This is a genomic window from Bartonella sp. AC70YNML (genome assembly GCF_042196545.1).
In the GTDB taxonomy this organism is placed as follows: Bacteria; Pseudomonadota; Alphaproteobacteria; order Rhizobiales; family Rhizobiaceae; genus Bartonella.
Genome location: NZ_JBHIQK010000006.1, coordinates 1 through 26872, shown reverse-complemented (window position 1 = coordinate 26872; position 26872 = coordinate 1). Strand labels below are relative to the sequence as shown.

Below are 26872 nucleotides of genomic sequence, written 5' to 3'. Positions count from 1 at the left end.
ATCTAAAATTTAAGTGACTGATTCGCATTAAAAAAGCGAATCATTTTATCGTATCTTGTGTATTCCCGTCTATTTTTTCATCCAACCAACTTCCAAATCCTTCAATTAACGCTTCTGTTGCCTGCATCTGCTCCAGCTCATTTTTTACCTCACGAAGCAGATCAAAAACCTCACTCTTAGGATTTTCTACAAGTTGCTCTTCAATATCCTGTAACCTCTTATGTAGGTGGTGTTCTTGAAGATGCAAGTAGACAGCTTGTTTTAATATAGCACGTGCATCTTCTATAGGAGATCCACCAAGAATAATACGCATACCAATATTTTGCACAAGATATTTCATACGCTCTAACAGAGCCTTTTGTCCTCTTTTTTCTAAGAATGCAACCATCGTCTCTTTATCATGAAGCTGTTGGTCCCCAAGAATTTCCAACATGGCTTGATGAAAAATTATCAATTGAGTATTTTTTAATTCTAACTCAGAAAGAATTTCAAAATTTTCATACCACAACTCAGGATAGTAAGCTAAAGTAAGTAAAATCACTGCTTCACGCAAAGGGATAGATTGCGAAGAATTTCGTACTATTTCAGAATTTGCTAACAGAGAAAAGGTTTGATCTTTAAAGGTCCTATTTGGTGAAGATTGACCATATCGCCCTTCCCCCTTTTGTTTTGAAAAAGAGGGACGAAAAAAATCAAAAAGGCGTTTTTTTATATCTTGCAAATAATAACGACGGACATCTTCATCCTTAATCGTAAAAATTTGTTGTTTTAGTTGTTTTTCTAGCGCTGCTCGTGCCTCTGGAATTTCAAAATGCTTTCCATAGGTAGCACGCCACCATAAAAGCTCACTCAAAGGAATAGCTTTTTGCAAAAAAGAAGAAAAAAGCTGTGCTCCACCAGCACAAACAATTTCATCAGGATCTTTCCCTTGTGGCAACAAAACAAAGCGTACACAAACCCCAGCCTTTAAAAGAGGCAACACACGATCAGCAACACGAAAAGCAGCTTTTAAACCAGCATCATCACCATCAAAACACAAAATAGGCTCCTTCCCCATCTGCCATAAAAGCTCAATTTGCGCTTCCGTTAATGCTGTCCCTAAGGGTGCTACAACTCCTTCAAAACCAGCTTTAGTCAATGCAATAACATCCATATACCCCTCAACAACAAGGAGTGAATGAATTTTCTCATCGCCAACAAAGCGACTATTTTTGCGAGCTGCTGCCGCGTTATAAAGTATATTTCCTTTATGAAACAGCACTGTTTCAGGGCTATTGAGATATTTTGCTCGTGTATCTTTCTCTAATGCACGCCCTCCGAAAGCCACCACACGTCCGCGCAAATCTTCGATAGGAAACATAATGCGATTTCTAAATCGGTCATAAGAATCCACGCTCTCCTCATGCACTGAGAGAAGCCCACATTCTTCCATTTGCTTGATTGAAATGCCACGTGCACTCAAAGCTTCTTTCAAAGCTGTACGCCTTACCGGTGCAAAACCAATGCGGAAACGCTCTACAAGCTCTGGTGTAACACCACGTGCATCCAGATAACGACGTGCTTGCATACCTCCTTTATCGCGTAAATTATATTGAAAAAAATCTGTAGCAATTTTCATCACATCATAAAGGTCAGTTTTTTCCAGTTGACGCTGATGACTTTGTGAATCCAAAATAGGGAGTTTCATTCCCGCAAAATCAGCCAAACGCTCTACACTTTCTGAAAAGTGCAGTCCATCAAGCTCACACAAAAAGGTAAAAATATCTCCACTTACACCACAACCAAAACAATAATAGCGCCCTTTATGATCATCACAATGAAAACTTGGCGTTTTTTCACCATGAAATGGACAACAACACCAAAAGTCTCCCCGTGAAGGCTTACTTTTTCGAGGATCAAAATCCACCCGTTGACCAATTACTGTTGAAATTGGGAGTCTCGTACGCAGTTCATTAAGGAAATCGGGCGGAAAACGCATTATCTCTCACAGAGTTTAAAAATTCTTTTTTGCATATTTAACGACTTTAGAGCATAATTCCAATACTTCCTCTTAAAGCAGTTGTAAAATTTTAAACCCTCAACTGCATATATTTTTAGAAATGGAGAATAAAAAGTGATCGAATTTATTGCTCAATATCCGTGGTTAGAGGCTATTTCTTGGCTTGTTATTCTTACTATAGCTGCCCTTTTAGTGAACTTTCTAGGACGAAAATTACTTATTCACGGAGCAAAAAAACTCTCTTCTTTTCTCCCCAAAAATACAACGATCGATATTAATAATGCTATTCAATACATAGCGGATATCATTTCAGCTTTTATTCTTTCAATTGGTGTTAATTTTATCTCAACATTGCCCGATGCATTTAGCACTGTCATCGGTAATGTTGCCAACGCCTTCATTATCTTCTTTGTCGTCCTGACAATTTCTTCCTGTCTCAATGTCATTAACATCCTTTACGAACAACGACCAACAGCACGACTAAAACCAATAAAAGGTTATATTCAAATTGCTAAAATTGCACTTTTTGCTGTTGCAACAATTTTAATGGTCGCTACATTAATTGACCGCTCCCCTCTTATTCTCTTCTCCGGTCTTGGTGCAATGGCCGCGGTTCTCATGTTAATTTTTCAAGATACGCTTCTTTCTCTCGTTGCCGGTATTCAAATTTCATCCACTGATATGGTGCGTGTTGGGGATTGGATTGAAATCCCCAATCTCGGTGCCGATGGTGATGTTATTGAAATTGCCTTGCATACTGTTAAAGTTCAAAATTTCGACAACACCATCACCTCAGTTCCTATCCGTAAACTTGTGACCGACCCTTTTAAAAATTGGCGTGGAATGCAAGAATCGGGTGGAAGACGCATCAAACGCTCTCTTTTTATTGATCAATCAAGTATCCATTTTCTCACAAAAGAAGAACAAAAATATCTTTCCCGATTTAATTTATTAGAAAATTATTTCACGCAAAAAGTAGCAGAAATTGATCAATGGAATGCTCAATTAGATAAAAATCATGATGTCTTAGCCAATACACGCCGTTTAACCAACATTGGAACTTTTCGTGCTTATGTTTTTGCTTATCTACAACAGCATCTAAACATCAATCCTAATATGACCCTCATGGCACGACAATTACCTCCTACAGAAAATGGTTTACCTTTAGAAATCTATTGCTTTACGAACACCACCGTTTGGATAGACTATGAACAAATTCAAGGCGATATCTTTGATCACCTTTATTCCATTCTGCCCTGTTTCGGTCTAAAGGTTTTTCAAAATCCAAGCGGTTATGATTTTAATCAAGTATTAAAAGCAAAAGTAAAATAAAAACAATAAACTTCAATTTATTAATTTGAGGCAACCACATTCACAACAACAAAGAAAGAATAAAGTATCATGAATGGTTCATTGGTACTCCTTCATCTTGCCGGCGCTATTTCTTTACTTCTCTGGGCCACACGCATGGTGCGCACAGGAGTTGAACGCGCCTATGGTGACAGACTTAAATATAAAATGTGCCACGTCGTTTCAAAACCATTGTTTGCCGTAAGTTTTGGGCTTTTTACAGCAATGATTTTACAAAGCTCTACAGCAATAACACTCCTCGTTGGCTCTTTCGTTGAATCTGGTTTTGTCTCTGGAGTAGCAGGACTTATGGCTGTACGCGGAGGAGAATTAGGATCAGCAATCGTTGTAAAAATCCTAACCTATGATCTCACACTTGTGGTGCCCCTTTGTCTTTTAATTGGCACTTGTATCTTCATGACAACAGAAAAACGTGAATGGCGTCAAATAGGACGTATTATCATCGGTATTGGTCTTTTGATTTTATCTTTAGAAATGATAAGTACAGCGACAGAGCCTTTACGTGAAAGCGAAATTTTGCCTAGCATCATTCGTTATCTTTCAACCGATCCTGTTTCCACTTTTTTGTTGGCTGCTGGCTTAACCTACCTCTTACATTCATCTATTGCAGGAATCATTTTGCTGGTCAATTTTGCCAATTACGATCTTATCCATACGCAACTCTGTGTTGTCATGGTTCTTGGTGTCAACTTTGGCTCTTCTCTTATAGCACCACTTTTAACGCGCAACGCCTCTCCTAATACTCGCCTCGTTCCCTTAGGAAATTTACTCATGCGTGGAGCAGGGTCAATCCTTATACTTATCTTATTTCTCTCCTTTCAACCACCCATCACATGGCTTGGCAATAACGCCCCTACTCAAGTGATTAATGCCCATATCATTTTTAATGTTTTCATTCTCCTTGCTGGAATACCTCTTTCAAAGTGGGTTTTAAAATTAACCACTCAGATCGTGAATATAAGTGCAAAAAAAACGCAAACCGATAAAACGCTCAATTTATCCGATCAAACAGCTCTTGATGATAGTGTTCTTGAACGCCCAACTCTCGCCCTCTCGAATGTCATGCGTGAAGTCATTCATATTTGTGATCTTGTAGACATCATGCTAGAAAAAATTATGGGACTTTATGAAAAGCCTGATCCCAATATTATTCGTGAACTCAACCAACTCAACACCATATTGGACAAAAAACATATCGCCATCAAACTTTATCTTGCACGATTAGCGGGACAAAAATTATCTGACGAAGAAGCTCTTCAAACGCAAGAACTTCTAGGTGCCTGTATAAAATTAGACCAAGCAGGCGATATCATTATTCACAATATGTTGATGCTGGTTAAAAAGAAACAACAAAAAGGTTTACAGTTCAGCAGCGAGGGCTGGAGTGACCTCCTTCGTTTCCACGCCATTGTACTAGCCAACGCGCATATAGCATTTAACGTTCTCGTCTCACGTGATACACACACTGCACACCTATTGGTACAAAAAAAAGATCAACTACGAAACTTAGAAAAAGAGATGAGTTTAAAACATTTTAAACGTCTGCGTGAAGGGGATCTCAAAAATGTAGAATCATCCAGTCTTCATCTTGACACTGTGCGCGACCTCAAACAAATCAACTCTCTTTTGACCTCAATGATCTACCCCATTTTAGAAGAACAGGGACTTCTTCAAAGTTCTCGTCTACGCAACCCTGTTGAAGAACAAACAGAAAAATCTTAAAATTTTAAAATAACTTGAATAAGAAATGCATCTCATCTATCATTAAATTTTGAACATTCAAATACCTTGATCAAAATATCAATTTAGTAAAAATATTTTATCTATTTGACATTTTAAATGAATTTTCTTCATCGTAAATTTCTTCCATTTAAAATCTACTCATGATGAATTCCTCAAAGTCATTTGCTTGCACATTACAAACAAAGTAGCATATAGAATAGAACTCTTGAAGAAAGACGTCAAAATACCTAACCATCTCAAAGCCAAAACTGTTCAAAACATAAAGAGATGGTCAAGAGCATGACAGTTGCAATCTAAACCCACCTTGTAAAAAGGGAACCGCTTCACAGTAGCAACGAAACAGAAATACTCTATAAGGAATACAAAACCTCACAAAAATGCAATGTTTATATCAAGATTGGTAGAGGTTCAACCTATACAGCCACGCTATAACCTGTCAACGAAACAGTTTTCATTTTAAACATCATTGATATCAATTGGCAAGCTCCAAACTTTTAAATATCCATTTTACTTATTACTTTAATCACAATTGTCTTTTAAATGTAAGAGAGAGCTTAAAAAGCTTATAAATACACTTTATGAATTCTTAAAACATTTTCACTAATATTTTCTTCTTTTATTCATATTTCTCAATTAATTAATTTGTTTATAAATTAAAATGTATTATATAATTTATACTTATTAAGTATTATATATAATATAAATGTGAGTATTATTTTAATATAAAGGAAATTAATAAGTAAAATCTCTAACAGAAATATCCTTTCCACTGGGTAAAAAAAGAATAAACCTTGATTTTTACAAAGTTTACTCTAGTTACAATTTAAATTCAGGCAAAGGAGGGTATCATGGAAAATGCAAACATCGGTTGGATTGCAGCTATTATTATCGGCGGGATTGCAGGTTGGGCTGCACAATATATTATGAAAAGCCAAACAGGAATATTATTAAATATTATCTTAGGGATTATTGGCGCTGCGCTAGCGAGCTTTCTTTTTAGTCTTTTAGGTGTAAGTTTTGCTGGTTGGCTTGGCTATCTTATTTCAGGTTTTATAGGAGCCTGTATTCTTATATGGATAGGAGAAAAAATTCGATCATAGAGTATCTATTTTTACACTTTTGGGGATTCAATACAAAACTAGGAAACAACTAGCAGAGTTTGAAATATTCCCCTGTAACTTGTTGTTACTAATTTTGATATGATGGTGAGATGCTTAAGCTGCGATTTTAGGCATACACCATCACCGTATTATAAAACCAAATGCAGTAAAGAACTTTATAACGCACCATTTCATACCTATATAAACTTACGCATATCAAGAGAGATATGTTGCGTTACTTTAACGAAATACGAACTTATTTTTGTACCACGTGCGCAAATCCAGCTTATCTCACTGTAATAACAATTCATAAGGTTACAAAAATCACTAACGATGATTAAAGATTCTACCGTATAATGCTTAATACCTATACACTTTATCAACAATACCCTTTTTACCGAAAAACTCGAAGAGCTTTTTTGCATCTTAAGAAATAAAGAGAGATGGCAAGAACAAAATGATAAAGAAATTTTTCCTAATCTGTGAAATAAAATAGTATCTAAAATAAATATAACACTTAAATTATGATTTGTTTTTAATTTATTTTTAATAATAAAAATATATAAGTAAACATGAATAATATTAATATAACTTTATTATAGAATTACTACATATTATGTGATGTAATATTTCAAAATTTTAACAATATAATATATTTTAAATTTTATAAAAATATATGCATTAATATAAACTTCTTTATTATAAAGAATACGATCACCTTTACATCTCAATTCAAAAGATTTGAATATCTCTTCACTTTCTAAAGTATAAAATAAAGTTTTGTTCCTCTTAAAACTTCCTCTTTATATCATCTTGCATAGATGAATTTTTAGCTCTTCTTTATATGTGTTACAAACGAATTTTAAAACACGAAACATTTTTCCCATTGCTCTCATGCGATAAAGAAATTTCCGTAACACATTGTGAAAGCGCCTTGAACAAAACATAATACTTTATTTTACTTTTTTAAATGAAAATAATCCTATAATATATACTTCCTGCATATCTTCTTTTAAAGACCTTTGCTTTCGATTTTCCCTTTGATATCTTCCTGTTAAAATCTTGCTGCTTTTATACTCCTTGTATTACAATAGAGCTATCTATTTAACCCAACATAACATATGGAATAAGACTTTAGCTGTGGAGTAAAACGATGTCTTATCTTGAAGATTCCATCTTACCACCTCTAAAGTGGTTTTCTGATCAAAGTCCTCCAATACCAGAAAACGTTCGCAATTGGCTCATGGAATCGGGCTCAATGACGCTTCGATTAAAGAAATATTGTACCTGCCTCCAAGTTCAACCACAACGCGAATGTTTTATTACGCGAGATAAATTAACAGAAGAAGCAGAGCATATCCCCGAAAGTGCGCGTTATTGGCTACGTGAAGTCATATTAATGGGAGATAATAAACCTTGGCTCCTTGGACGCACTGTAATTCCACAAGAAACCCTCCTACACAATCAAGCCTTAATGCATTTGGGAACTGTACCTCTAGGACATTATTTATTTAACAATGACAAATTAACCCGCGATTACATTCATATTGGTCAACAAGGTGCGCTATGGGCACGTCGTTCCCGCTTGCGGTTAACGGATAAGCCATTGTTGCTAACTGAACTATTTTTAACAGATTCACCACTGTATCCCCACAAATAGAGGTTACTCATTTGATTCTGCATAATTTATAGATTTTATATAGCTTATAAGGGATTTAATCAGAGAAAAGAATTTCAAAATTATCTCAAGAACACATTACAAACAAAGGCTTCTTTTCAAAAGATCTTTTTATTTCATAAACTCAACTTAAAAATCTCTTACCTAGAAAAAACGTTTTAAAGTTTTGATTTTCTTATCATTAAAACCAGTACTTGAATTAAAAAGATACACACCATATTGATAAAACCATCTATATTTAAATTTCTTGCTGAATAATCACCACTCTAAAATACGGAAACTCTTTATCAAAAAAATGCTTTGAAACAGCAAAAAAGACAATAATACACTCTCCAAAATTGGAAATCTGTATCAATTAGCTTAATCATCCTATTTTGAAATTTTTAACAGTGCTGACAATAGATCTTTTTAAAAAAGTAAAAACTCTATAATATTTTTGTTTTTTAATGGTCTAAAAGCTTTGAAAAACAGAAAATATAATACATAAAAGATGTTTCATTGCTCTATGAGAGCCTAAAAAGTTTAGTTGATATCAAAAAGTTATTTTTTTGATAATAGTATGTGTGTACAAAATAAATGAAATTTATTAACATCCTACTAACTTACAAAGGCGACGCACAATAAAAAATATTTTCCAATCCCCTTGAATTAACAAGATCTATTGCAATTTCTTACGAAGACTATTGCACACTTTAGAAAAATTCATTTGCCCCGCATACCGTTCCTTAAGCCATGCCATCACCTTACCGATATCGCGTAATTTTTCAGCCTTTGTTTGTGCCAAAGCTTCACAAAGAACTTGTTCTACTTCCATCTCCTTAAGTTGATAGGGAAGGAATTCACGAATAACTTCTATTTCTGCTTGTCCTCTCTCTGCCAATTCCAAGCAACCAGACTCTTTATAGGCTCGCATCAATTCTTCACGCTGTTGAAGCATTTTAGTGAAAACAGACTGTATCTGCTGATCATCCACTTCTAGCTTCCCTTCATCATAATAAAGAATATCACGATCCCTAATTGCAGCATTCATTAAACGAAGTGTAGCAAGACGCGCACTATCTTGCGCTTTCAAAGCAGCCCTAAGAGCCCCATCAATCTGGTTACGCAACATAAGTTTATCCAATTTTGTTCAAGAAGAAGATGCCTTTTAACCAATCTTTATCCATCTTGCAATGGAGGATAAAAAAATAATTAAGGACTCGATCTTCGAAAAGCTAAAACAAGACTTTACCTCTTCATTGAATGTACTTATACTGCCTACTTCAAGCGAAACGTTACCAGAATAATATACACCGCATCTGTTAAAGGTATGATTTTTGTGTAAAGTTGATCATTATACCTTTCAGGGAATAAATTGTGGATACATACTATGATACAAACAACTTCACCCAGCCACCCTTGGAGTATCAAAAAACCTACAGCCCTCTTAGTCTTAGCAGATGGAACCATTATTGAAGGTAAAGGAGCAGGTGCTACAGGTATCGCTGAAGCTGAAGTGTGTTTTAACACCGCCATCACAGGCTATGAAGAAATCCTCACCGACCCGTCATACACACAACAAATCGTTAATTTTACTTTTCCTCATATAGGAAATGTAGGGGCAAATAGCGAAGATATTGAAGATCTCTCTCCTCTCAATTGTCATGGTGCTGTTGGCGCTATTTTCAAGGCAGACATTACAAATCCCTCAAATTACCGTGCCAATGAAAATCTTAATCAATGGCTTAAAACGCGTAAAATTATTGCACTTTGTGGTATTGACACACGTGCGCTCACAATTCTTATTCGTGAAAAAGGTGCACAAAATGCTGTCATTGCACATGATGCTAATGGAAATTTTGATATTCCTTCTTTAAAGAGGCGTGCGCAAAAATGGCATGGTCTCGTCAATCTTGACCTTACGAAAGATGTGACATCTCAATCATCAATGCAATGGGATGAAAAAACATGGAGTTGGAATAAAGGATACGGTACAAACAATGTGCACAATCTTCATATCATTGCCATTGACTATGGTATTAAACGCAATATTCTTCGCCTTATGGCAACACAAAAAGCCCGCATTACTGTTGTACCTGCCCACACAACTGCAAAAGAAATTCTGGCAATGAACCCTGATGGCGTTTTTCTTTCTAATGGACCAGGAGACCCCGCAGCTACGGCTCAATATGCCGTTCCAACAATCAAAACATTAATTGATCATAATTTACCAGTTTTTGGAATATGTCTTGGTCATCAACTTCTCGCTCTTACGGTTGGTGCAAAGACCGTGAAAATGCACCAAGGACATCATGGTGCCAACCACCCAGTTAAAGACCTTAACACTGGAAAAGTTGAGATTGTATCGATGAATCACGGTTTTGCCATAGATTCTACCTCTTTACCACAACATGTTCAAGAAACACATATTTCTCTCTTTGATGGTTCAAACTGTGGTATTCGAATCATTGGAAAACCTGTTTTTTCTGTTCAATACCACCCCGAAGCTTCTCCGGGACCACAAGATAGCCACTACCTCTTTCAGCATTTTAGTGATCTCATTATGAATTATAAAAAAATATCTTAAAATAAAAAGCCTCACCTTTTAGCTTCTCTCCTTTAAATTATATTATCTTCCTACGCACAATTATATTATTTTTATACCTACAACTTATTGAATAAATATTCTTATTTATCATTCTGAAACTAAAAAGAGCGCACTGAATAGCTTAAATTTTTCTCATTCCTCTTCTCTTAAGGTCGTATCCATCAAAATCATTGGCTTCTCCCCCCCAAGCAAGATAAGTGTGTCGATAAAAACTATTTTTAAAAAGAGTAAAGTGTCTAACCTTCAAATAAATATTGGATTCACAATACAATTTTAAGAATTATATTGTGCATGAGAAGTATAATTCCTACTAAAGAATAAAAAAATTAAATTGTGAGGCAATGCAACAAATCTCTACTTTTTAAAAGATATTGCCGTAGATGGTTTTGAAAACTGTAAAGCCGAATAAAAAAGTAATAGCAAAACAGAAAAAATCTTTTCAATTTTACAACTTTATATTCTTCCAAAATGAGATTTTCTTTTGATTCCAGAAGTGATGCCAACAAATATAAGTAATATTTTACTTCCAATTTGCCCTATAAAATTTGGAATTGTTCATACAATACTGATACATCTAACTCAGATACATTTTAATCTTTGTTTTCAATATGCTGCTGCATTAGCACTGAATATTAATTTGCAAGCAATAGAAAAAATACGGGCTCCCCTATACAAACAATATGACAAAATAAAAAAATTATTTTCACTAAATGAAAAGGATATATCGATATTTTAACAACACTTTGCAAAACAAACATCCCAAAAACTTTCTTCCTATAAAGTTTATCTTGTGCATTCTCTAGCAAAATAGTACATACCAACCCCTCTCAACACATTAACGTACCCGCAAGGCAAAAATGACCGTTGCAATGACAAGAAGCAAAAAACCTCCTATAAAAGGAGCACCAGAAAAATAAAACAGTGCATTTTTATCTGTAAAACATTCAAAGAGAAACACATAAAAAACAGAACCAAATATTAAACTTAACGAAATAACAGATGTCATTGCTCCTTGCAGTTCTCCTTGTACATTTGTTGGTACCTGCGCTGAAGCAATAGCACGTATAGGTGCCTGAACAAGATATTCAAGCATTGTGCACGCACAAACCATATAAACCATCCACCCCTGCGTCGCAAATGTATAGCCCAGCATAGCAACGGAGGCAAACAAAAGCCCCACTATAACAATATGCCAATCACTCCATCGTTTAGAAAAATAAGGCAAAATGAGAGCGACTACAATAAATTGGCCTATTCCAAAAACACTATAGGAGATCCCAATAGAAAAAGAACTCCAATCATAGCGTTCTTTTGCAATGAACGCCCAAATGCTTAACCATACAGATTCCGCAAACCAATAAAGAAAAAAGACCAATAATACCCAAAGAACCATCGGATATTGTTTCAGGTGCCAAAAAGCACCTAAGGGATTTGCCCGCTTAATATCAAAAAAGCGCCTATTCCATAAAGAAAGAGTTTCTGGAATCATAGCCCAAGAAAAAATAAAATTAATGAGTGAAAAACCAGCAGCAAAATAAAACGGAATACGCGGACCAAACTGACCTAAAAAACCACCAATAAACGATCCTAAAATAAACCCCAATGCGGATGCAACGCCTAACAGACCAAAATTGCGCGTACGGGTTTTATCATCGGATATATCGGCAAGATAAGCTGTACAAGTTGCAAAACTAGCGCCACTTATCCCCGATAAAAGACGCCCGATAAATAACATAGAATAGCTCCATGCTATAGCACATATGAGATTATCAAGAGCAAAGCAGATAATAGAGACAAGCAAAATAGGACGACGACCATAACGATCAGAGAGATTACCAATAACAGGAGCAAACAAAAACTGCATCACTGAGTAAGCAGCAAGTAATTTTCCTCTTTCTACAAAAGATGCACTGACATCTTTTCCAGTTAACTGAGAAAAATATTCAGGCAAAACAGGACAAATGATCGCAATACAAAGAATATCTAACAATAAAGTGATGAACACTAAAATGAGCCCACGCTGAACAAATTTCGGATTGAGCATTTGGTCTTGCATAACATACACACTATTTTACGCATACAATGACTCCCCCGCTCTATTTTAACTCCCTTTTCCTTTTAAAAGTATTCTATACCGTATATTTTTCACATATAATATAATAACAAAGTAAAAATTACAAAAAGAGTCAAGATAAAAATATAAAATTATTTTTTACTTGATATATCATTATCAAAATATAAAAATATCTTTTATATTAAATGAAAAAATATTTATGAGAATAAATAATGAATAATTAATAGTAAAACACAGAGTATTAAAATAACTTTGGAGATATTATGATTAATTTTATAATACATTATTATCACTTCTCATACTGCTAAATTTTAAAACATAAACTCTATTAGATACATCAATACCATATAATAATTTAAAACTTTAATAATCATAGTAAAAATATATTAATACTGTAAAAATTGTTTATATTTATTGAATAAATCAAGATTATATGTTATTATTACATTTAAATGCTAATAAGCATAAGAAAACAGTTCTTTTAGTACGTGTTGTCCATAAACTGTTAAATTCAAAAATGGTGTATAAAATGCGAAAAATATCCCTATTAATTATCACTTTAATGTTAGTGATAGGACGTGATGTCGAAAATTCTTATTCACAAGAGGGGGGGATAGAAAATAAAATAGAAACACAACAAACAACCAGCGTAGAGCTAGATCCCTATACTTTAAATAAATTAAATGCTCTTCTCAAAAAACGTTCAGAAATAAATGATCACGAAAAAGGAGCCATGATTGACTTTCTTTCTGAAGCTTTTTTAGGAACACCTTACAAAGCCCATATGTTACATGGCTCAGAAAATACACCAGAAAAACTGATTATTGATTTTAGAAGCTTAGATAACTTCATTTGTATGGATTATATTGAAGCATTGCGCAAATCAACAACCCCAAAAGAATTCATAAATAACATCATAAAAACGCGTTACATTAAGGGTAATGTTCACTTTTTAAACCGAAAACATTTTTTTACAGACTGGGCTTATAGAGAATATAAACTCGCCACTGATATTACCGCTGAAATAAGTCCTCATGCAGTCAGCGTAGAAAAATATCTCAATAAAAAAGCTGATGATAGACGCTATCTTCCTGGACTTCCAGTTGTGAAACGCACAATAACGTATATTCCAAGTAACTTTATTAATGAAGAGGTTATAAGCCGTTTAAAATCAGGGGATTTCATTGGCATTTATGCAAAACTTGCTGGATTGGATGTAACACATGTAAGTTTCTTTATCATGACAGATAAAGGGCCAATGTTACGACATGCTCCTTCACACAAAGAAAATGAAAAAGTCGTCGATACCCCTTTTATGGATTATGTTGCAAAAACACCAGGAATCGTCGTTTTAAGAGCCCTTGAATAACATCATAGCGATATGGAATATCTTCTCTATTCTTAAAATATATACTGTCGTTATTCCGACAAACATCTAACTTCGTTCAAGCTATCCGGATACAATATATTTGTTTACAGTTTTAAGAGAAAAAAGTCATTTTGATCTAACTTTGTTTATAGGTATGACAAAATCATTTTTGGAGAAATTACGAATTTGTAATCACTTTTACTTATTGAAAGATAAAGACAGAAAAAACTCTACTATAGTATCACGCTTTCTTTTCATATTCTCAACCAAAAGTTATCTATAGATTACAGCTAATCTGATCTTTACAAATATAACGAAAAATACACAAACGAATGTTTGTAAATATAAGTAAAAGTAAAGCCAGATATGTTTGGTTATTGTCTATAAAGTATTTTATAAAAATTCGATCTACCTCTCTAATTTATTGCGTATAAATTTTTGACTTTATAGCATTGTTTTCCTTATAAAGTCTTTTCTTTTTGTTGTTGTCTATAAATTAAAATAGCCCTGATATAGCAGCATATTTATGATCAAAATGCACCAGTACTGTACGAGTCCTTGTAAAATTTTGATACCAGATTGAAATAAAAATATGAAAGTATCAATTAAAAACCAGTCTCTATCTTTAGCATCATTCTTTAGTCCAGCTTTGCGATTTTCTACAGCAACGACAATAATATCCTTTAAAGAGTAGAGATATGAGCATTATTTTTTGTTTTTTCATTCTTTAATGTATCCCCATCCTTCATGTAATAAAGAACACTCAAAACAGAACACATTGTATCGATAAAACAACACATTTATTAGCAACAATAATGATGATTAATCTATGATCACAAACTTTAAAATTCTATTCATAACTTTTATATAAAATTTACAATTAAATCTCATTAAACTTATTACGAAGGCTTCACTCCTCTTCTCCCTAAGCAATGAAACATCTACTCCTGACAGTCTGTAAACAATCCGTTTTCTTAAGTGAATTTAAGCTGCTAACCATTTCATGAGATTCACTTACAAAAGAATACACCGGCAAATCCTATTTTGAATATTTACTCCATACTCTAGAAACACTTAATAGATCAAACTTTATATGCCTTATCTCACCACACCTTAAATGGCAGTGTTTTAACGACATAGAATAAATCTTGCCTTAAATACTCTGTTTAACCTTGTATACTTGATTAATGCAAAAATTAAATCAACGAAAGAGCATCATTGTATTTTCGAGAGATATGAATCACCCCATCATAAAAAAACAGTCTAACATAACAGACAATTTGAAAAATCTTTTTATATAAAAGGGATTACCGTTGTACCGGGAGGCAATTTTGCCTCATCTTCAGGCTCGACATGAATAGAAATACGTACATTATCAAATTCTTTTTGAAGAACAGCTTCGATTTTATCACAAATTTTATGTGCTTCTCCTACCTGCATTACAGAAGGCACAACCAAATGAAACTCTATAAAAGTAACCCTCCCAGCAACACGCGTCCGCAAATCATGGACCTCAAGCGCACCCGATGCATTTGCAGAAATCAGCTCCCGAATCCGCATGCTTTCATTCAATTCAACACCAACATCCATTAATCCCTGAACAGCATTTCTAATCACCTTCCAGCCCTGTAAGAGAATATTAACGGCAACGATTATCGCTAAAATTGGATCTAAAGCTCCCCATCCTCCGACAAAACCGGCAATCAAACCAATTAAAATTGCAAGCGACGTAAAAACATCTGTTATAAAATGTACTCCATCAGCTTTAAGAGCCGGTGAGCGATGGAGTTTTCCCTGCCCAATAAGAACCATTCCCCACATACAGTTTATGACAGTTGCAATAAGATGAATAGCAAGCCATATTCCAGGTTTCTGCAACAATTTAACGGTCGAAAGAGCTATCCATGCTTCTCTTAAAATAACAATTGCCGCAATAATAATGAGTACCCCTTCAAGAATTGCGGAAAAATATTCCGCTTTATGATGCCCAAAGGGATGATCATGATCTGCTGGCTTCATACTCACTTTAACAGCCCACCATGCTGCCAATGACGCAAGGATATTAACGATTGATTCCAATGCATCAGAATAAAGTGCAACCGAACCTGTGATGTGATATGCCCAATATTTCAAAGCAAAAACAATACACGCAATAAAAATAGAGTATAAAGTTAAGCTTTGTATATTGATTTTTACATCCATGAACCTCATCCTTTTCTTCACGAAATAGGGAATTAATATTTTCAACCATATCATTATACTTTTGGCATAACGACGATCTTTCCTCAATATTACAGAAGCTTCATCATACAATAAACGCTTCAGCTCACCATTATTATCGTAAAAACTGCTCAGTTACACGAACAGCACCAATAAATAAAGAAGAGAGAAAATAATAGAAAGAAGAGCTTTCCCAAGAGCAATCAAACACATAACCTTCATTATTAATCGTTTTCTGAATAACTTAAAGCCATCTCACTTCTCATAAACGAAAAACTTGTTTTTGCTCAAATCTATCATAATCATGCATTTTTTTAGTCTTATGATGTGCATTATAAGCCATCTTTGCACCTTAGAAAAAATATCTTAGCACTCTACGGTAACCTTACAGGTCAACTGGATTTTAAAATATGATTTACTAAAAAATTTAGATATAAAAAGAAGAACAATGATTACCCTCAAAAAAAAAGAATCTGGGCATTGGGGACCCAGATTCTTTTCCCTTAGAAATTAAGGGCATACAGAACTTGGGAAATAGCGGGGACCCAAGACACTGCACCCGATACAAGAAAAATATATGATTCCGTATCAGTACTTTTACTGTATACCTATGGTTGTATATTGTCAATACAAATTCTACCATAAGTTTTAAAAATATTTTTTTATCTCTTTTTTTTAAAATAAAACAAATTCAAACATCTGGAAATCATAAGAAAAAAGCACTAAAAATCTCGCCATGCATTTGAATATCATAACAATCAATGAAACAGATGATCCACGCCTAAAAGCCTATCATAATATCCGTGAAAAAGATCTTGTTGGACGGCAACATCAATTTATTGCTGAAGGCAAAGTAACATTGTCCGCATTACTACACTCAAAAGAGTTTTCTGCCATCTCACTGCTCATCGTAGCAAACCGTCTCTCTGGACTTCTACCGCTTTTAGAAAAAACACAGCCCCTATGTCCCATTTATTGCGTTCCACAAAAAGTTATGGATAATATCACCGGCTTCCATGTTCATCGTGGTGTTCTGGGTATTGGTAAACGCAAAATACTGCCATCCTTACAAAGTTTTTTACAATATCTTCCAGAAAAAGCTTTGATTCTTGTTTTATGTGGTATCTCGAATCACGATAATATGGGATCAATTTTTCGTAATGCAGCAGCCTTTGCCAGTAATGGCATTATTGTCGACAAAACCTCATGCGATCCACTTTATCGCAAATCAATAAGAGTTTCTGCCGGCGCTGCTTTAAAAGTACCCTATACGCAAAACGCTGATATAGATGACATTATAGCTGCTCTAAACGATGAAAACTTTCATCTTTATGCACTCTCCCCTTCTGCCTCACACACTCTCAAACAAGCCAACAAAACCAAAAGAATAGCACTTATTTTTGGAACAGAAGGCGATGGCTTACCACCCCATATACTACAACAATCAAACACCTTACGTATTCCCATGACTGACGGTTTTGACAGCCTTAATGTTGCCACAGCCTCAGGTATTGCACTTGCCCATTTTACTAACTTTGACCCCTAAAGATGATAACACTTCAAGTTATAGAACATATCCAATGTTGTGTGTTATCTACCAGTCTCCAATAATATTACCGTTCCCTAGCCTTTGAAAACATTGATAAAAAACATTTTCACATTTTCTTTATAATCATTTTCCACACCCTAACCCCGCTTATGAAATGCAGAAGATATAATTTTGATGGATTCAATCATAAAATAAACTTTCAATGAGAAAATTTTCCGGAAGTCTCTCATTCAAGTTTAAGATTAAAAAATATCATTATAAATCAATTCACTATGCTTTATAAAGCTGTTGTTTTTAGTTCTGAGGAAACAGAATCTTTTGTTTCAAGATTGCATAAAACGCGCTTCAACATCATTTCAGTATCGGCCGCACGTTCTGAATGTGTTACAAATCCTCCCCCAAGAATACGCGCCTCATGACCATTTCCATCATAAAGAACGCAAGCTTGCCCTGGTGCCACACCATTTTCACATTCCAACAGATCAACGGAAAAAATACCTTCTTTATAATGTAAGCGCGCAAGGTGAGGAGGACGCGTTGAACGCACCTTTACAGCCACCTCAATACCTTGAGAAGGGAAATTATCTAACGGTTCATCACCAAGCCAATTCACATCACGTAAAAAAAGCTTATGCGTTTCTAACATTTCACGCGGTCCAACAATAACACGTGCATTTTCCACATCGAGATAAATCACATACAGCGCTTCACCCGTTGACACCCCAATACCACGACGTTGACCAACAGTATAATTAACAATTCCCGAATGTTTACCTAAAATCTTTCCATCAATATGGACAATAACGCCAGGATTAGCTGCTTCTGGACGCAGTTTTGCGATAACATCTGAATATTTTCCTTGTGGAACAAAACAAATATCCTGACTATCATGCTTATTGGCAACCACAAAGCCCATTTCTGCTGCCATTTCACGAACGCGGGCTTTTGGAAGGTCACCAAGTGGAAAACGCAAATAATCAATCTGTTCTTGTGTCGTTGCAAAGAGAAAATAACTCTGATCACGATCATTATCGAGAGGACGAAAGAGTGCTCGATGCGCTCCGTGGGAACGCGAACGAATATAATGTCCCGTAGCCAAAGCATCTGCCCCCAATTCGCGTGCCGTTGCTAATAAATCAGCAAACTTAACCGTTTGATTACATGCAATACATGGTACTGGGGTCTCTCCATGAGCATAACTTTCTGCAAAAGGATCAATAACAGCTTCGCGAAAGCGCTTTTCATAATCAAGAACATAATGCGGTATTCCTAGTGTTTCTGCGACGCGGCGAGCATCTTCAATATCTTGTCCTGCACAACACGCCCCCACCCGATGCGTTGCTTCCCCATGATCATAAAGCTGCAACGTAATGCCAATAACATTATACCCTTCCTTTTTCAAAAGACCTGCAACAACCGATGAATCAACCCCCCCCGACATTGCAACAACAATGCGAGAATCCTCAGGTTGTCCTGGTAAATCAAGGCTGTTTAAAAACATGTATTCATTCTCTATTTAATGCTCTCTTTAATGGATACCCATCTATTATTAATATTCTGATGCGCGTTCTTTGCCACTTTTATACTATTAATTGCTCTTTATATTGTTTTTTTATCCTTTCCACAACCATAGCATCACATTCTAAAAAGCTGCTGCAAACAAAAAAAGAATGATGGAAATAAGGCATAATGGTAATTGTTTAGGAGAAATCCTTTTAGAAAACCTTTTTTCTCTTTTGAAAAATCCAGTAAAATATTGCAAGAATCTCTTCTAACACTTCAACTTGAGCTTCTTTTTACATACCCAATCACTTTATTAATTTTTTCTTTCAGCGCTTTTAGCTCTTTTTTAAATTTCATGCTCTATAAACGAATCAAGTCCTTGACTAAAGGTAGAGGATACGAATGAGCAACTTGATAAAAACACAAATGAAATATGTTATTGGGCCAGATGGAAGTCCGCTTACAATTGCCGACCTACCGCCGCAAACAACACGGCGCTGGGTGATTCGTCGCAAAGCTGAAGTTGTTGCGGCTGTCAGAGGTGGATTATTAAGTCTTGACGAAGCGTGCCACCGTTATACTTTGACTGTAGAAGAATTTCTTTCATGGCAAAGTTTAATCGATGAACACGGTTTAGCGGGATTACGAACGACCAAGATTCAACACTACAGGCATTAAGTTGCCATTGATTAATAACATAAAGCAATCCATAAAACAGCTAAACTTGATAAAAGTTTGGCTGTTTTATACTATATCCAAAAGATAAACCTGAAAGAATGGATTTTTCAATAATTGCTTTTATCATCCAGCCATTAAATTAGCCAACCATTGAATTAGATTGAATCAAAATATCCTTATCATCCGCAGCAATCTTCTTTTCTCGTGCTTCCAAAAGCTGTGCACGTTGCAGCTCTGTATTAGCTTCATGGAGAGCAATTTCAGCATTTGTTTTTTGAAGTTCTAAATCACGAATTGAATTGATCAGATTATCACGTCTTTGCCGCGCTGCACGCGCAAAAGCAGAATAAGCAAAATGGTGAACATCATTGTTTCCAGATTTACGTTCTTCATGAGTAATCTGTGCTTCCAACTCTAACACCATTCGTTCAAATTCTGCGATCATCATCTCAAGCTGTGCAATTTCACGGCGCTTTCCACGCACTTGAAACATCCTCAATCGCACCATATTTTCTCGTGGCTTCATACTCACTACTCCTTGATTGCGCCAACTCAAAACTCGCATTTACACCCAATAAATATCTTTTAGTTATATATCTATCCGACAAAAACAGTCTATTAACTTGAAATTATAATAATTTCTGCCTTTCATTAAAGCATCTGAAAATACAATCTGCTTTAAAGAGTAATAACTATTTCTTTAACTTTTCCCCCATTATAAACTGAAGAGGTTTAAAGCTCAGTAAATAAACACTGAAATTGTAAAAAAGTAATTTATAAAGCTCTTTTACAATTTTTTTTTAAGTTAAAGTTTATAAAAAAGTCCTCCTTTTTTATTATGTTAAAAAATATAGGATTTTTCTAAAATAATTTTGTAGCCTCTTTCAAAAATAAAAATATTTTGTTAACCACTATCATGGATAGTGGGGAATTTAGTAGTGATTGTTACGCGTACTACTGAAATGTTCATAAACGCTTTGTTATAAGTGTTTGATTTAATGAATTGTTTTTATAACAGTGGTTTTGCTAACTGATATAAAATAGAAATGCTCCTTATGATTCGTGAAGGAGCAAAGTGAGGGATCTAAAATGCGCGTATTATTAATTGAAGATGATAGAGCAATTACTCAAAGCATTGAGTTGATGTTAAAGTCGGCTAACTTTAATGTTTATATCACTGATCTGGGTGAAGAAGGTATCGATTTGGGAAAACTCTATGATTATGATATCATTTTGCTTGATCTGAATTTGCCTGACATGTCAGGGTATGATGTCTTGCGGACTCTAAGGTTGGCAAAAATAAAAACTCCTGTCCTAATCCTTTCTGGTATGAATGCCATTGAAGACAAGGTTCGTGGTTTTGGCTTTGGAGCAGACGACTATATGACGAAGCCTTTTCATAAGGATGAGCTCATTGCACGTATCCATGCAGTTGTTCGTCGTTCAAAAGGGCATGCACAATCGGTTATTGTTACCGGAGATCTCACCGTTAACCTTGACACAAAAACTGTCGAAGTTGCAGGGCGCCCTGTTCATTTAACCGGTAAAGAATACCAAATGTTAGAGCTTCTCTCTTTACGCAAAGGTACCACCCTTACCAAGGAAATGTTTCTCAATCATCTCTATGGTGGAATGGATGAACCAGAACTAAAGATTATCGATGTTTTTATCTGTAAATTGCGGAAAAAATTGGAAGCAGTCTCTTCCAGTGTAAATTACATTGATACAGTTTGGGGACGTGGTTATGTATTACGTGATCCAGTTGAAGAGAACGTACGAAAAACCGCTTAAGCAGTGAACATGCACATTGTAAAATCTCGGAGTGTAGCGGGCCGAGATTTTTTCCGAGATCTTTTCTCTTTTAAAAGTAGAGACTCGCACACAAAAAATCTCATATAGAAAGCGCTTAAAGCTTAAGAAGTAACCACACCCAATTTACACATATAACCTTATCACTCATAAGTTCAATCGAAGCCACTTTTCCCAACACAGCTTAAGCGCTTCTCTCTTATTCAAAGCTTTTTTACACTTTCTAAAACAATACAACCATCACTTTCATCAATATTTATTTTCATCTCTGTCATCTGAGCAAGTAACATTGTGTAATAAAATTGGATGACATGTGCATCAATAAGCTCTTCTTGAACTTCTCCACGAAATAACGCAAGAAAATGAGGGGGTATACGGAGAGTTCTACCGAAAACCTCAAATCGAAAAGAACGTTTATTTTCTTCTTGCAAAATCATAACAACAATTTCACCACCACGAGAAACTGTTGCGTTTGCAATCAATAATAAATTAAGCAAAAGTTTAACTTCATCTTTTGCTAACAATAAAGAAGAAGCTTGCCATTTTAAAGTTGCTTTTTCTTCTTTCATATATTGCTGAGCAACCTGCTCTGCAGCCCGTGTATCTATTTGTCCTCCACTTGCACCAGCAAAACCAAAAGCTAATCGCGCAAATTGTAGACGTGCAGCAGCACTCGCAACGGATAAACGCACCAATTGTAAAGCATCTTCTTCAGCTCCTCCTTCATCATAAAGCTCCATTGCATTTTGAATAGCCCCCACAGGTGAAATCAAATCATGGCAAATACGACTACAAAGCAAAGCAGCAAGATCCATAGGCTTCAAAAAAATATCTAACGTCATAATGATTGAAAACTCCTAGATTCAAAAAAACAAACTTTATTTTAAAGAAAAACTCTTAACATCTGATGCATAATAGGAAACATTAACAATCATGCTAAAAAATTTAGAAATAAATTCAAGAATTTAAATAACCTTATATCTTATTTTTTATTTGAATAGAATGAAAATTCTAATATTATCTTTTTGTTTATCACTAATAAAAGGAGAAAACTCTATGGCTCTCTCTCTGCTCAAATACTGGTACAAAAATATTATATCTTTAATCTTCCTTTTATTCATCACCATAAACACTACACAAGCTCGACTAAAACCAATAGAGCAAAACGAACCTCATTATTCACTCCAAGAAATTATTGATTCTGGTCATATTTTTTTTGGAAAAACAGCCAGTGGTCTGGCTGTTGCAATTCAAAATATTTTTTCAAAATACGGTTATCCCAATGCCTATATTTTAGGAGAAGAAGCTTCTGGTGCCTTTTTTGCTGGATTAACCTATGGCGAAGGAATGGTTTTTACCAAAAGCTATGGTCAACATAAAGTTTTTTGGCAAGGTCCCTCAGTAGGATGGGATTTTGGCGGACAAGGCTCCCGTTTAATGATCTTAGTTTACAATCTTAATGGCATAAATAATTTATGGAGACGCTATGGAGGTATTTCAGGTTCGGCCTATTTAATTGCAGGTGTTGGTTTTCATGTCCTCAAATACCATAATACCTTGTTAATCCCAATACGTACAGGAGTCGGCGCTCGCCTTGGTATCAATATAGGATATTTAAAATTAACACCTAAACCGACATGGAATCCGTTTTAAACGGTTTCTTATTTGAAAAGGGGTATTATGCTTATTCAATCATTTCTTTTTTTTATACTTGGAGTTGCTTTTACTTCCTGGTTACTGGTGCTTTTATCTCCTTTTATTTGGCGTAAAGCCGTTCATTTTGCGTATAAAGATGTTTGTGCGAAAATGCCATTATCACTCGCGGAAATAGAAGCAAATCACGATTTTCTTCGTGCACAACATGCTGTAGAATTAGCAAACAACCAAAAAAAGTACGAATTTTTGCAAAAAAAATATGTCCAACAAAAAATACAACTGAGCCAAGTAACAGAACAATTTTATCGGCTATGCCTCCCCACAAAAGATACTCTCACCAAAGAAGCGATAGCAATCAAACAAAATATCGCCACACTACACACTTCCAAAGGAAAGACAAATGATGCGTGAAAAAGTCGCACACTATCAGCAACACTTACAAAAAATCCAAACTCATGAGCTGGACACGACCGCTAACCAGCAATTGCTAGAAGAACTCCGAGAAGAAACAAAAGAACTTGCAGCAACATTGGCAGCTCACATAGCACTACAAGAGGGGAATACATCACCCATCAACACATTGATTCAAAAATCCAAAAGCAAAAATGACCTAGCATCACGTATTCGCCAAAAAATAAAGCTTCTCTCCCAAGTCCCCCTTAAATAAGTTGTCTTTAAAAACACCTTAAATGAAGAGTGAAATCAACAAAGAGCTCTCATAACCGAAATATTTTTTATTAAACGTGGCTTTCTCACTAAACGAAAGAACAAATTTTCTTAAATCCACGCCGTTTTGTAAAAAAAACATCTTCTTGTCTCGCTGGTTCTCCTTGCTGATCATATCACCGCCCTAAAAGACAACATTTCATGAGTCCAGACAATTATACTTAAAAACATTTGCCACACACTCTAATAAAAATATTTTCTAAAATGGATCCATTCATAAAGCTTTTACATATTTTTAAAGATAAAAGAACTCTCTCAAGAATAATAAAAGTCTTTTATTTTCTGAATAATCATATCCTGATCATTCTGCGTTAAATAAGGATGCATGGGTAAACTTAAAACACAATCTCCTAAAGACTCTGAAACAGAAAGAGAATCTGTGACATAAGGAAAATGTTTATAAGCAGGCTGTTTATGTAAAGGAGTTTTATAATAAACCATTGTAGGAATATAATTTTTTTGTAAAAAATCTTTTAGTTTATCACGTTCTTTTACCTTAATCGTATATTGTGCATAAGCAGAACGAATATTTTCTCCTATTTCTGGAACTGTAACAATATCTCTTAAGCCATCGGAATAACGTTGAGCAATTTCTACACGCTTTTGCATTTCATCTTCAAAGATAACAAACTTTTCTAATAAAATTGCAGCTTGAATGCTATCTAAGCGCGAATTCATACCAATACGGACATTATCATATTGCGTTTCACCTTTACCATGAAACAAAATAGAACGTAAAAGTTCTGCCAAATGATCATCATTGGTCATCATAGCACCTCCATCACCATAACATCCTAATGGTTTTGCAGGATAAAAACTTGTGGCCGCTACATCACCAAAAGCACCACACATAGTATTACCGCTTCTTCCGCCCATAGATTGTGCAGCATCTTCAATCACAAAAAGATTTTCCTTTGCTGCTACTTGAGCAATTTGCACATAGTCAGCAGGCAGCCCAAACAAATCAACAGCAATAAGAGCTTTTGGCTTTAGACGTCCTTCTTTTTTTACCATTTCAATTGCATGAGAAAGTTTTTCAACATCAATATTGAATGTATCAGGTAAAACATCAACAAAAACAGGTTTAGCCCCCACCAAAGCAACCACTTCAGCCGTTGCAGAAAACGTAAAACTAGGACAAAAAACAGCATCCCCTGGACCAATATTTTTAGCCATAAGAGGCATCTTCAAAGCATCTGTTCCATTAGCACATGCAATCACATGTTTAACGCCAAGATATTCTGCCAATTTCTCTTCAAATTCTGTTACTTTTGGCCCCAAAATATACTTACCACTAGCGACTACATGCGCAATTGCAGAATTAATTTTATCTTCAATACGCGCACGCTGCGCCCCAAGGTCGATGAATTGCATATTAACTCCATTGATCATCACAAGAATGCAAAAGCGCTACCTATCTCTTTTATCTATCATAATTGATATCAGCAGCTGTTAAAATCCGTAAAACCGCAATAGCATCATCACCATTTGTACGAGGCGATTGACGCGTTTCAATACAATGAAGGAAATGCCGTAATTCGCAAGTAAGCGGCAAATCTTCACAAACATCAATGTAATTCAGCTCATCCATGCTAAAAGCCCACTCTTGATTTTCTTTCCAAACGGCAAAATGGTGCATTGCCAATTTACGACTCCACGGTTCCATATCATCAAAAACGAGTATAGCCTTTGTTCCAACAACAATTAAACGCCTCTCACGATAAGAACTCAAGCGTGAAGTAAAAAGATGACTACGCACACCATTTGGAAAAGTCATATGAATATGAGAAAAATCAGAAATCTGATCAACGACAGCAGCGCCCTCACCACGAATTTCGGAAGGCTCACATCCTGTCAACGCCAAAATCATTGAGAGATCATGAGGGGCAAGATCCCATAAAGCATCACTGTGTGTGTGAAATTTTCCAAAGCCTAATCTATGAGAATAAATATATCGCACATCTCCCACATCTCCGTTTTTCACCAATTCACACATTTTTTCAAAAGCTGGATGAAAACGCAAAATATGGCCCACCATAAAAACTCGCTCATAGGCCTCAGCCTCCTGAACTTGGCGTTTAGCATCAGAAACATTCAAGGCTATTGGTTTTTCCACCAAAACATCTTTACCATTTTTAACAGCACGCAGCACATTTTGCGTGTGAAATTGTGGAGGCAGCGCCAACACCAGTGCATCAATATCTCTATGAGCAAAAAGATCATCTGGTTTAATAATCTCCACACCATACAGTGTTGCAAAACTGGCAGCACGATCACTATCAATATCAGAAACTGCTGCTAAAGCCCCAAGAGAGTGAAGTGTCTTTATATGATTTCCACCCCAATGACCGCATCCTAAAACCGCTACACGTGGCACCATTTTTACGCCTTACCTTACTTTATCATATAAAACTACACTTACATATCGAGGATAAAATAGAATGACAAGAAAAAAGCTTCAAAACGATGCTTGACATCTTACTATTCTACCCCTTATATCCGCAAAAGATGTAATTATTGACAATTATGATTGCTTATTTTGGCGGAGTAGCTCAGTAGGTTAGAGCAGAGGAATCATAATCCTTGTGTCGGGGGTTCAAATCCCTCCTCCGCTACCATTGTAGCTTTCCAGCGGGTTTTGTTGTAGCTTGCCAGTGTAGCTTGTGTAGCTAGCCAGCAGGTTTTGTATATTTTGCCACTAGGTTTTGTACCAATTCATTGTAGCTAGCCAGCAGGTTTTGTATATTTTGCCACTAGGTTTTGTACCAATTCATTTTTTTTCAAAGAGTTTTAAAGGTGTTCTCAAAGGG

Annotated in this window: 21 protein-coding genes and 1 tRNA gene; 13 read left to right on the top strand and 9 right to left on the bottom strand. The window is 35.4% G+C overall.

Annotation, left to right across the window (positions count from 1 at the left end; genetic code table 11):
* Positions 1 to 40: 40 nt before the first annotated feature.
* Positions 41 to 1978, bottom strand: coding sequence for a DNA primase (dnaG, locus tag ACFIMU_RS05440; RefSeq protein WP_375696881.1), 1938 nt, complete (start codon positions 1976 to 1978; stop codon positions 41 to 43).
* A gap of 135 nt (positions 1979 to 2113) precedes the next feature.
* Here dnaG and ACFIMU_RS05435 point away from each other — a divergent pair, with 135 nt between their 5' ends.
* The 4 genes from ACFIMU_RS05435 to ubiC all read left to right on the top strand — a co-directional run bounded on the left by ACFIMU_RS05435 (position 2114) and on the right by ubiC (position 7873).
* Positions 2114 to 3331: a mechanosensitive ion channel family protein gene (locus ACFIMU_RS05435; protein WP_375606944.1), complete on the top strand. Its 1218-nt coding sequence runs from the start codon at positions 2114 to 2116 to the stop codon at positions 3329 to 3331.
* A 69-nt stretch (positions 3332 to 3400) separates the two neighbouring features.
* Entirely contained in the window at positions 3401 to 5092 is a 1692-nt protein-coding gene (locus ACFIMU_RS05430) for a Na/Pi cotransporter family protein (protein WP_375608216.1), read from the top strand.
* A gap of 869 nt (positions 5093 to 5961) precedes the next feature.
* Positions 5962 to 6213 (top strand): GlsB/YeaQ/YmgE family stress response membrane protein, encoded by a 252-nt coding sequence (locus ACFIMU_RS05425; RefSeq protein WP_375606942.1) that lies wholly within the window; start codon positions 5962 to 5964, stop codon positions 6211 to 6213.
* Between the two features lie 1153 nt (positions 6214 to 7366).
* Positions 7367 to 7873, top strand: coding sequence for a chorismate lyase (ubiC, locus tag ACFIMU_RS05420; protein WP_375606941.1), 507 nt, complete (start codon positions 7367 to 7369; stop codon positions 7871 to 7873).
* Between the two features lie 676 nt (positions 7874 to 8549).
* On the opposite strand, the gene ACFIMU_RS05415 is transcribed toward ubiC, so the two are convergent.
* On the bottom strand, positions 8550 to 9002 hold the full coding sequence (locus ACFIMU_RS05415) for a GatB/YqeY domain-containing protein (protein WP_375606940.1): 453 nt from the start codon (positions 9000 to 9002) through the stop codon (positions 8550 to 8552).
* Between the two features lie 258 nt (positions 9003 to 9260).
* On the opposite strand from ACFIMU_RS05415, the gene carA reads away from it, so the two are divergent.
* Complete coding sequence (gene carA, locus ACFIMU_RS05410) at positions 9261 to 10457, top strand: glutamine-hydrolyzing carbamoyl-phosphate synthase small subunit (RefSeq protein WP_375608215.1); 1197 nt, start codon at positions 9261 to 9263, stop codon at positions 10455 to 10457.
* An 856-nt stretch (positions 10458 to 11313) separates the two neighbouring features.
* Here carA and ACFIMU_RS05405 read toward each other — a convergent pair.
* Positions 11314 to 12534, bottom strand: coding sequence for an MFS transporter (locus tag ACFIMU_RS05405; RefSeq protein ID WP_375606938.1), 1221 nt, complete (start codon positions 12532 to 12534; stop codon positions 11314 to 11316).
* 547 nt (positions 12535 to 13081) lie between these two features.
* On the opposite strand from ACFIMU_RS05405, the gene ACFIMU_RS05400 reads away from it, so the two are divergent.
* Entirely contained in the window at positions 13082 to 13921 is an 840-nt protein-coding gene (locus tag ACFIMU_RS05400; RefSeq protein WP_375606937.1) for an N-acetylmuramoyl-L-alanine amidase-like domain-containing protein, read from the top strand.
* 1293 nt (positions 13922 to 15214) lie between these two features.
* Here the strand turns inward: ACFIMU_RS05400 and ACFIMU_RS05395 are convergent.
* A complete protein-coding gene (locus ACFIMU_RS05395) occupies positions 15215 to 16123 on the bottom strand; it encodes a cation diffusion facilitator family transporter (protein WP_375615069.1) in 909 nt (302 codons plus the stop codon).
* Positions 16124 to 16877: 754 nt separating this feature from the next.
* Between ACFIMU_RS05395 and ACFIMU_RS05390 the strand changes: the two genes are divergently transcribed.
* Positions 16878 to 17687, top strand: a complete 810-nt coding sequence (locus tag ACFIMU_RS05390; RefSeq protein WP_375606935.1) for a TrmH family RNA methyltransferase — start codon at positions 16878 to 16880, stop codon at positions 17685 to 17687.
* Between the two features lie 280 nt (positions 17688 to 17967).
* On the opposite strand, the gene mnmA is transcribed toward ACFIMU_RS05390, so the two are convergent.
* Positions 17968 to 19191 carry a tRNA 2-thiouridine(34) synthase MnmA gene (mnmA, locus tag ACFIMU_RS05385; RefSeq protein ID WP_375606934.1) on the bottom strand — a complete coding sequence of 408 codons (1224 nt, stop codon included), beginning with the start codon at positions 19189 to 19191 and terminating at the stop codon, positions 17968 to 17970.
* 404 nt (positions 19192 to 19595) lie between these two features.
* Between mnmA and ACFIMU_RS05380 the strand changes: the two genes are divergently transcribed.
* A complete protein-coding gene (locus ACFIMU_RS05380) occupies positions 19596 to 19871 on the top strand; it encodes a DUF1153 domain-containing protein (protein WP_273790817.1) in 276 nt (91 codons plus the stop codon).
* A gap of 139 nt (positions 19872 to 20010) precedes the next feature.
* Here the strand turns inward: ACFIMU_RS05380 and ACFIMU_RS05375 are convergent, their stop codons facing one another.
* A complete protein-coding gene (locus ACFIMU_RS05375) occupies positions 20011 to 20397 on the bottom strand; it encodes a flagellar export protein FliJ (RefSeq protein WP_375606932.1) in 387 nt (128 codons plus the stop codon).
* Positions 20398 to 20960: 563 nt separating this feature from the next.
* Here ACFIMU_RS05375 and ctrA point away from each other — a divergent pair.
* A complete protein-coding gene (gene ctrA, locus ACFIMU_RS05370; RefSeq protein ID WP_375606931.1) occupies positions 20961 to 21662 on the top strand; it encodes a response regulator transcription factor CtrA in 702 nt (233 codons plus the stop codon).
* 221 nt (positions 21663 to 21883) lie between these two features.
* On the opposite strand, the gene chpT is transcribed toward ctrA, so the two are convergent.
* On the bottom strand, positions 21884 to 22522 hold the full coding sequence (gene chpT, locus ACFIMU_RS05365) for a histidine phosphotransferase ChpT (protein WP_375608212.1): 639 nt from the start codon (positions 22520 to 22522) through the stop codon (positions 21884 to 21886).
* A gap of 214 nt (positions 22523 to 22736) precedes the next feature.
* Between chpT and ACFIMU_RS05360 the strand changes: the two genes are divergently transcribed.
* Genes ACFIMU_RS05360 through ACFIMU_RS05350 form a run of 3 tightly spaced genes read left to right on the top strand, consistent with a single transcriptional unit; the run spans position 22737 to position 24003 of the window.
* Positions 22737 to 23333, top strand: coding sequence for a DUF1134 domain-containing protein (locus tag ACFIMU_RS05360; RefSeq protein ID WP_375606929.1), 597 nt, complete (start codon positions 22737 to 22739; stop codon positions 23331 to 23333).
* Between the two features lie 27 nt (positions 23334 to 23360).
* Complete coding sequence (locus ACFIMU_RS05355) at positions 23361 to 23747, top strand: hypothetical protein (protein ID WP_375606928.1); 387 nt, start codon at positions 23361 to 23363, stop codon at positions 23745 to 23747.
* Entirely contained in the window at positions 23737 to 24003 is a 267-nt protein-coding gene (locus ACFIMU_RS05350; RefSeq protein WP_375696880.1) for a hypothetical protein, read from the top strand. Before ACFIMU_RS05355 ends, ACFIMU_RS05350 begins: the two co-directional genes overlap by 11 nt.
* Positions 24004 to 24317: 314 nt before the next feature.
* Here the strand turns inward: ACFIMU_RS05350 and ACFIMU_RS05345 are convergent, their stop codons facing one another.
* Together ACFIMU_RS05345 and ACFIMU_RS05340 are read right to left on the bottom strand one after the other, a co-directional pair.
* A complete protein-coding gene (locus tag ACFIMU_RS05345) occupies positions 24318 to 25436 on the bottom strand; it encodes a DegT/DnrJ/EryC1/StrS family aminotransferase (protein WP_375606926.1) in 1119 nt (372 codons plus the stop codon).
* A gap of 49 nt (positions 25437 to 25485) precedes the next feature.
* A complete protein-coding gene (locus tag ACFIMU_RS05340) occupies positions 25486 to 26442 on the bottom strand; it encodes a Gfo/Idh/MocA family protein (protein WP_375606925.1) in 957 nt (318 codons plus the stop codon).
* A gap of 161 nt (positions 26443 to 26603) precedes the next feature.
* On the opposite strand from ACFIMU_RS05340, the gene ACFIMU_RS05335 reads away from it, so the two are divergent.
* Positions 26604 to 26680 (top strand) — tRNA-Met (locus ACFIMU_RS05335).
* The last annotated feature ends 192 nt before the right edge of the window (positions 26681 to 26872 follow it).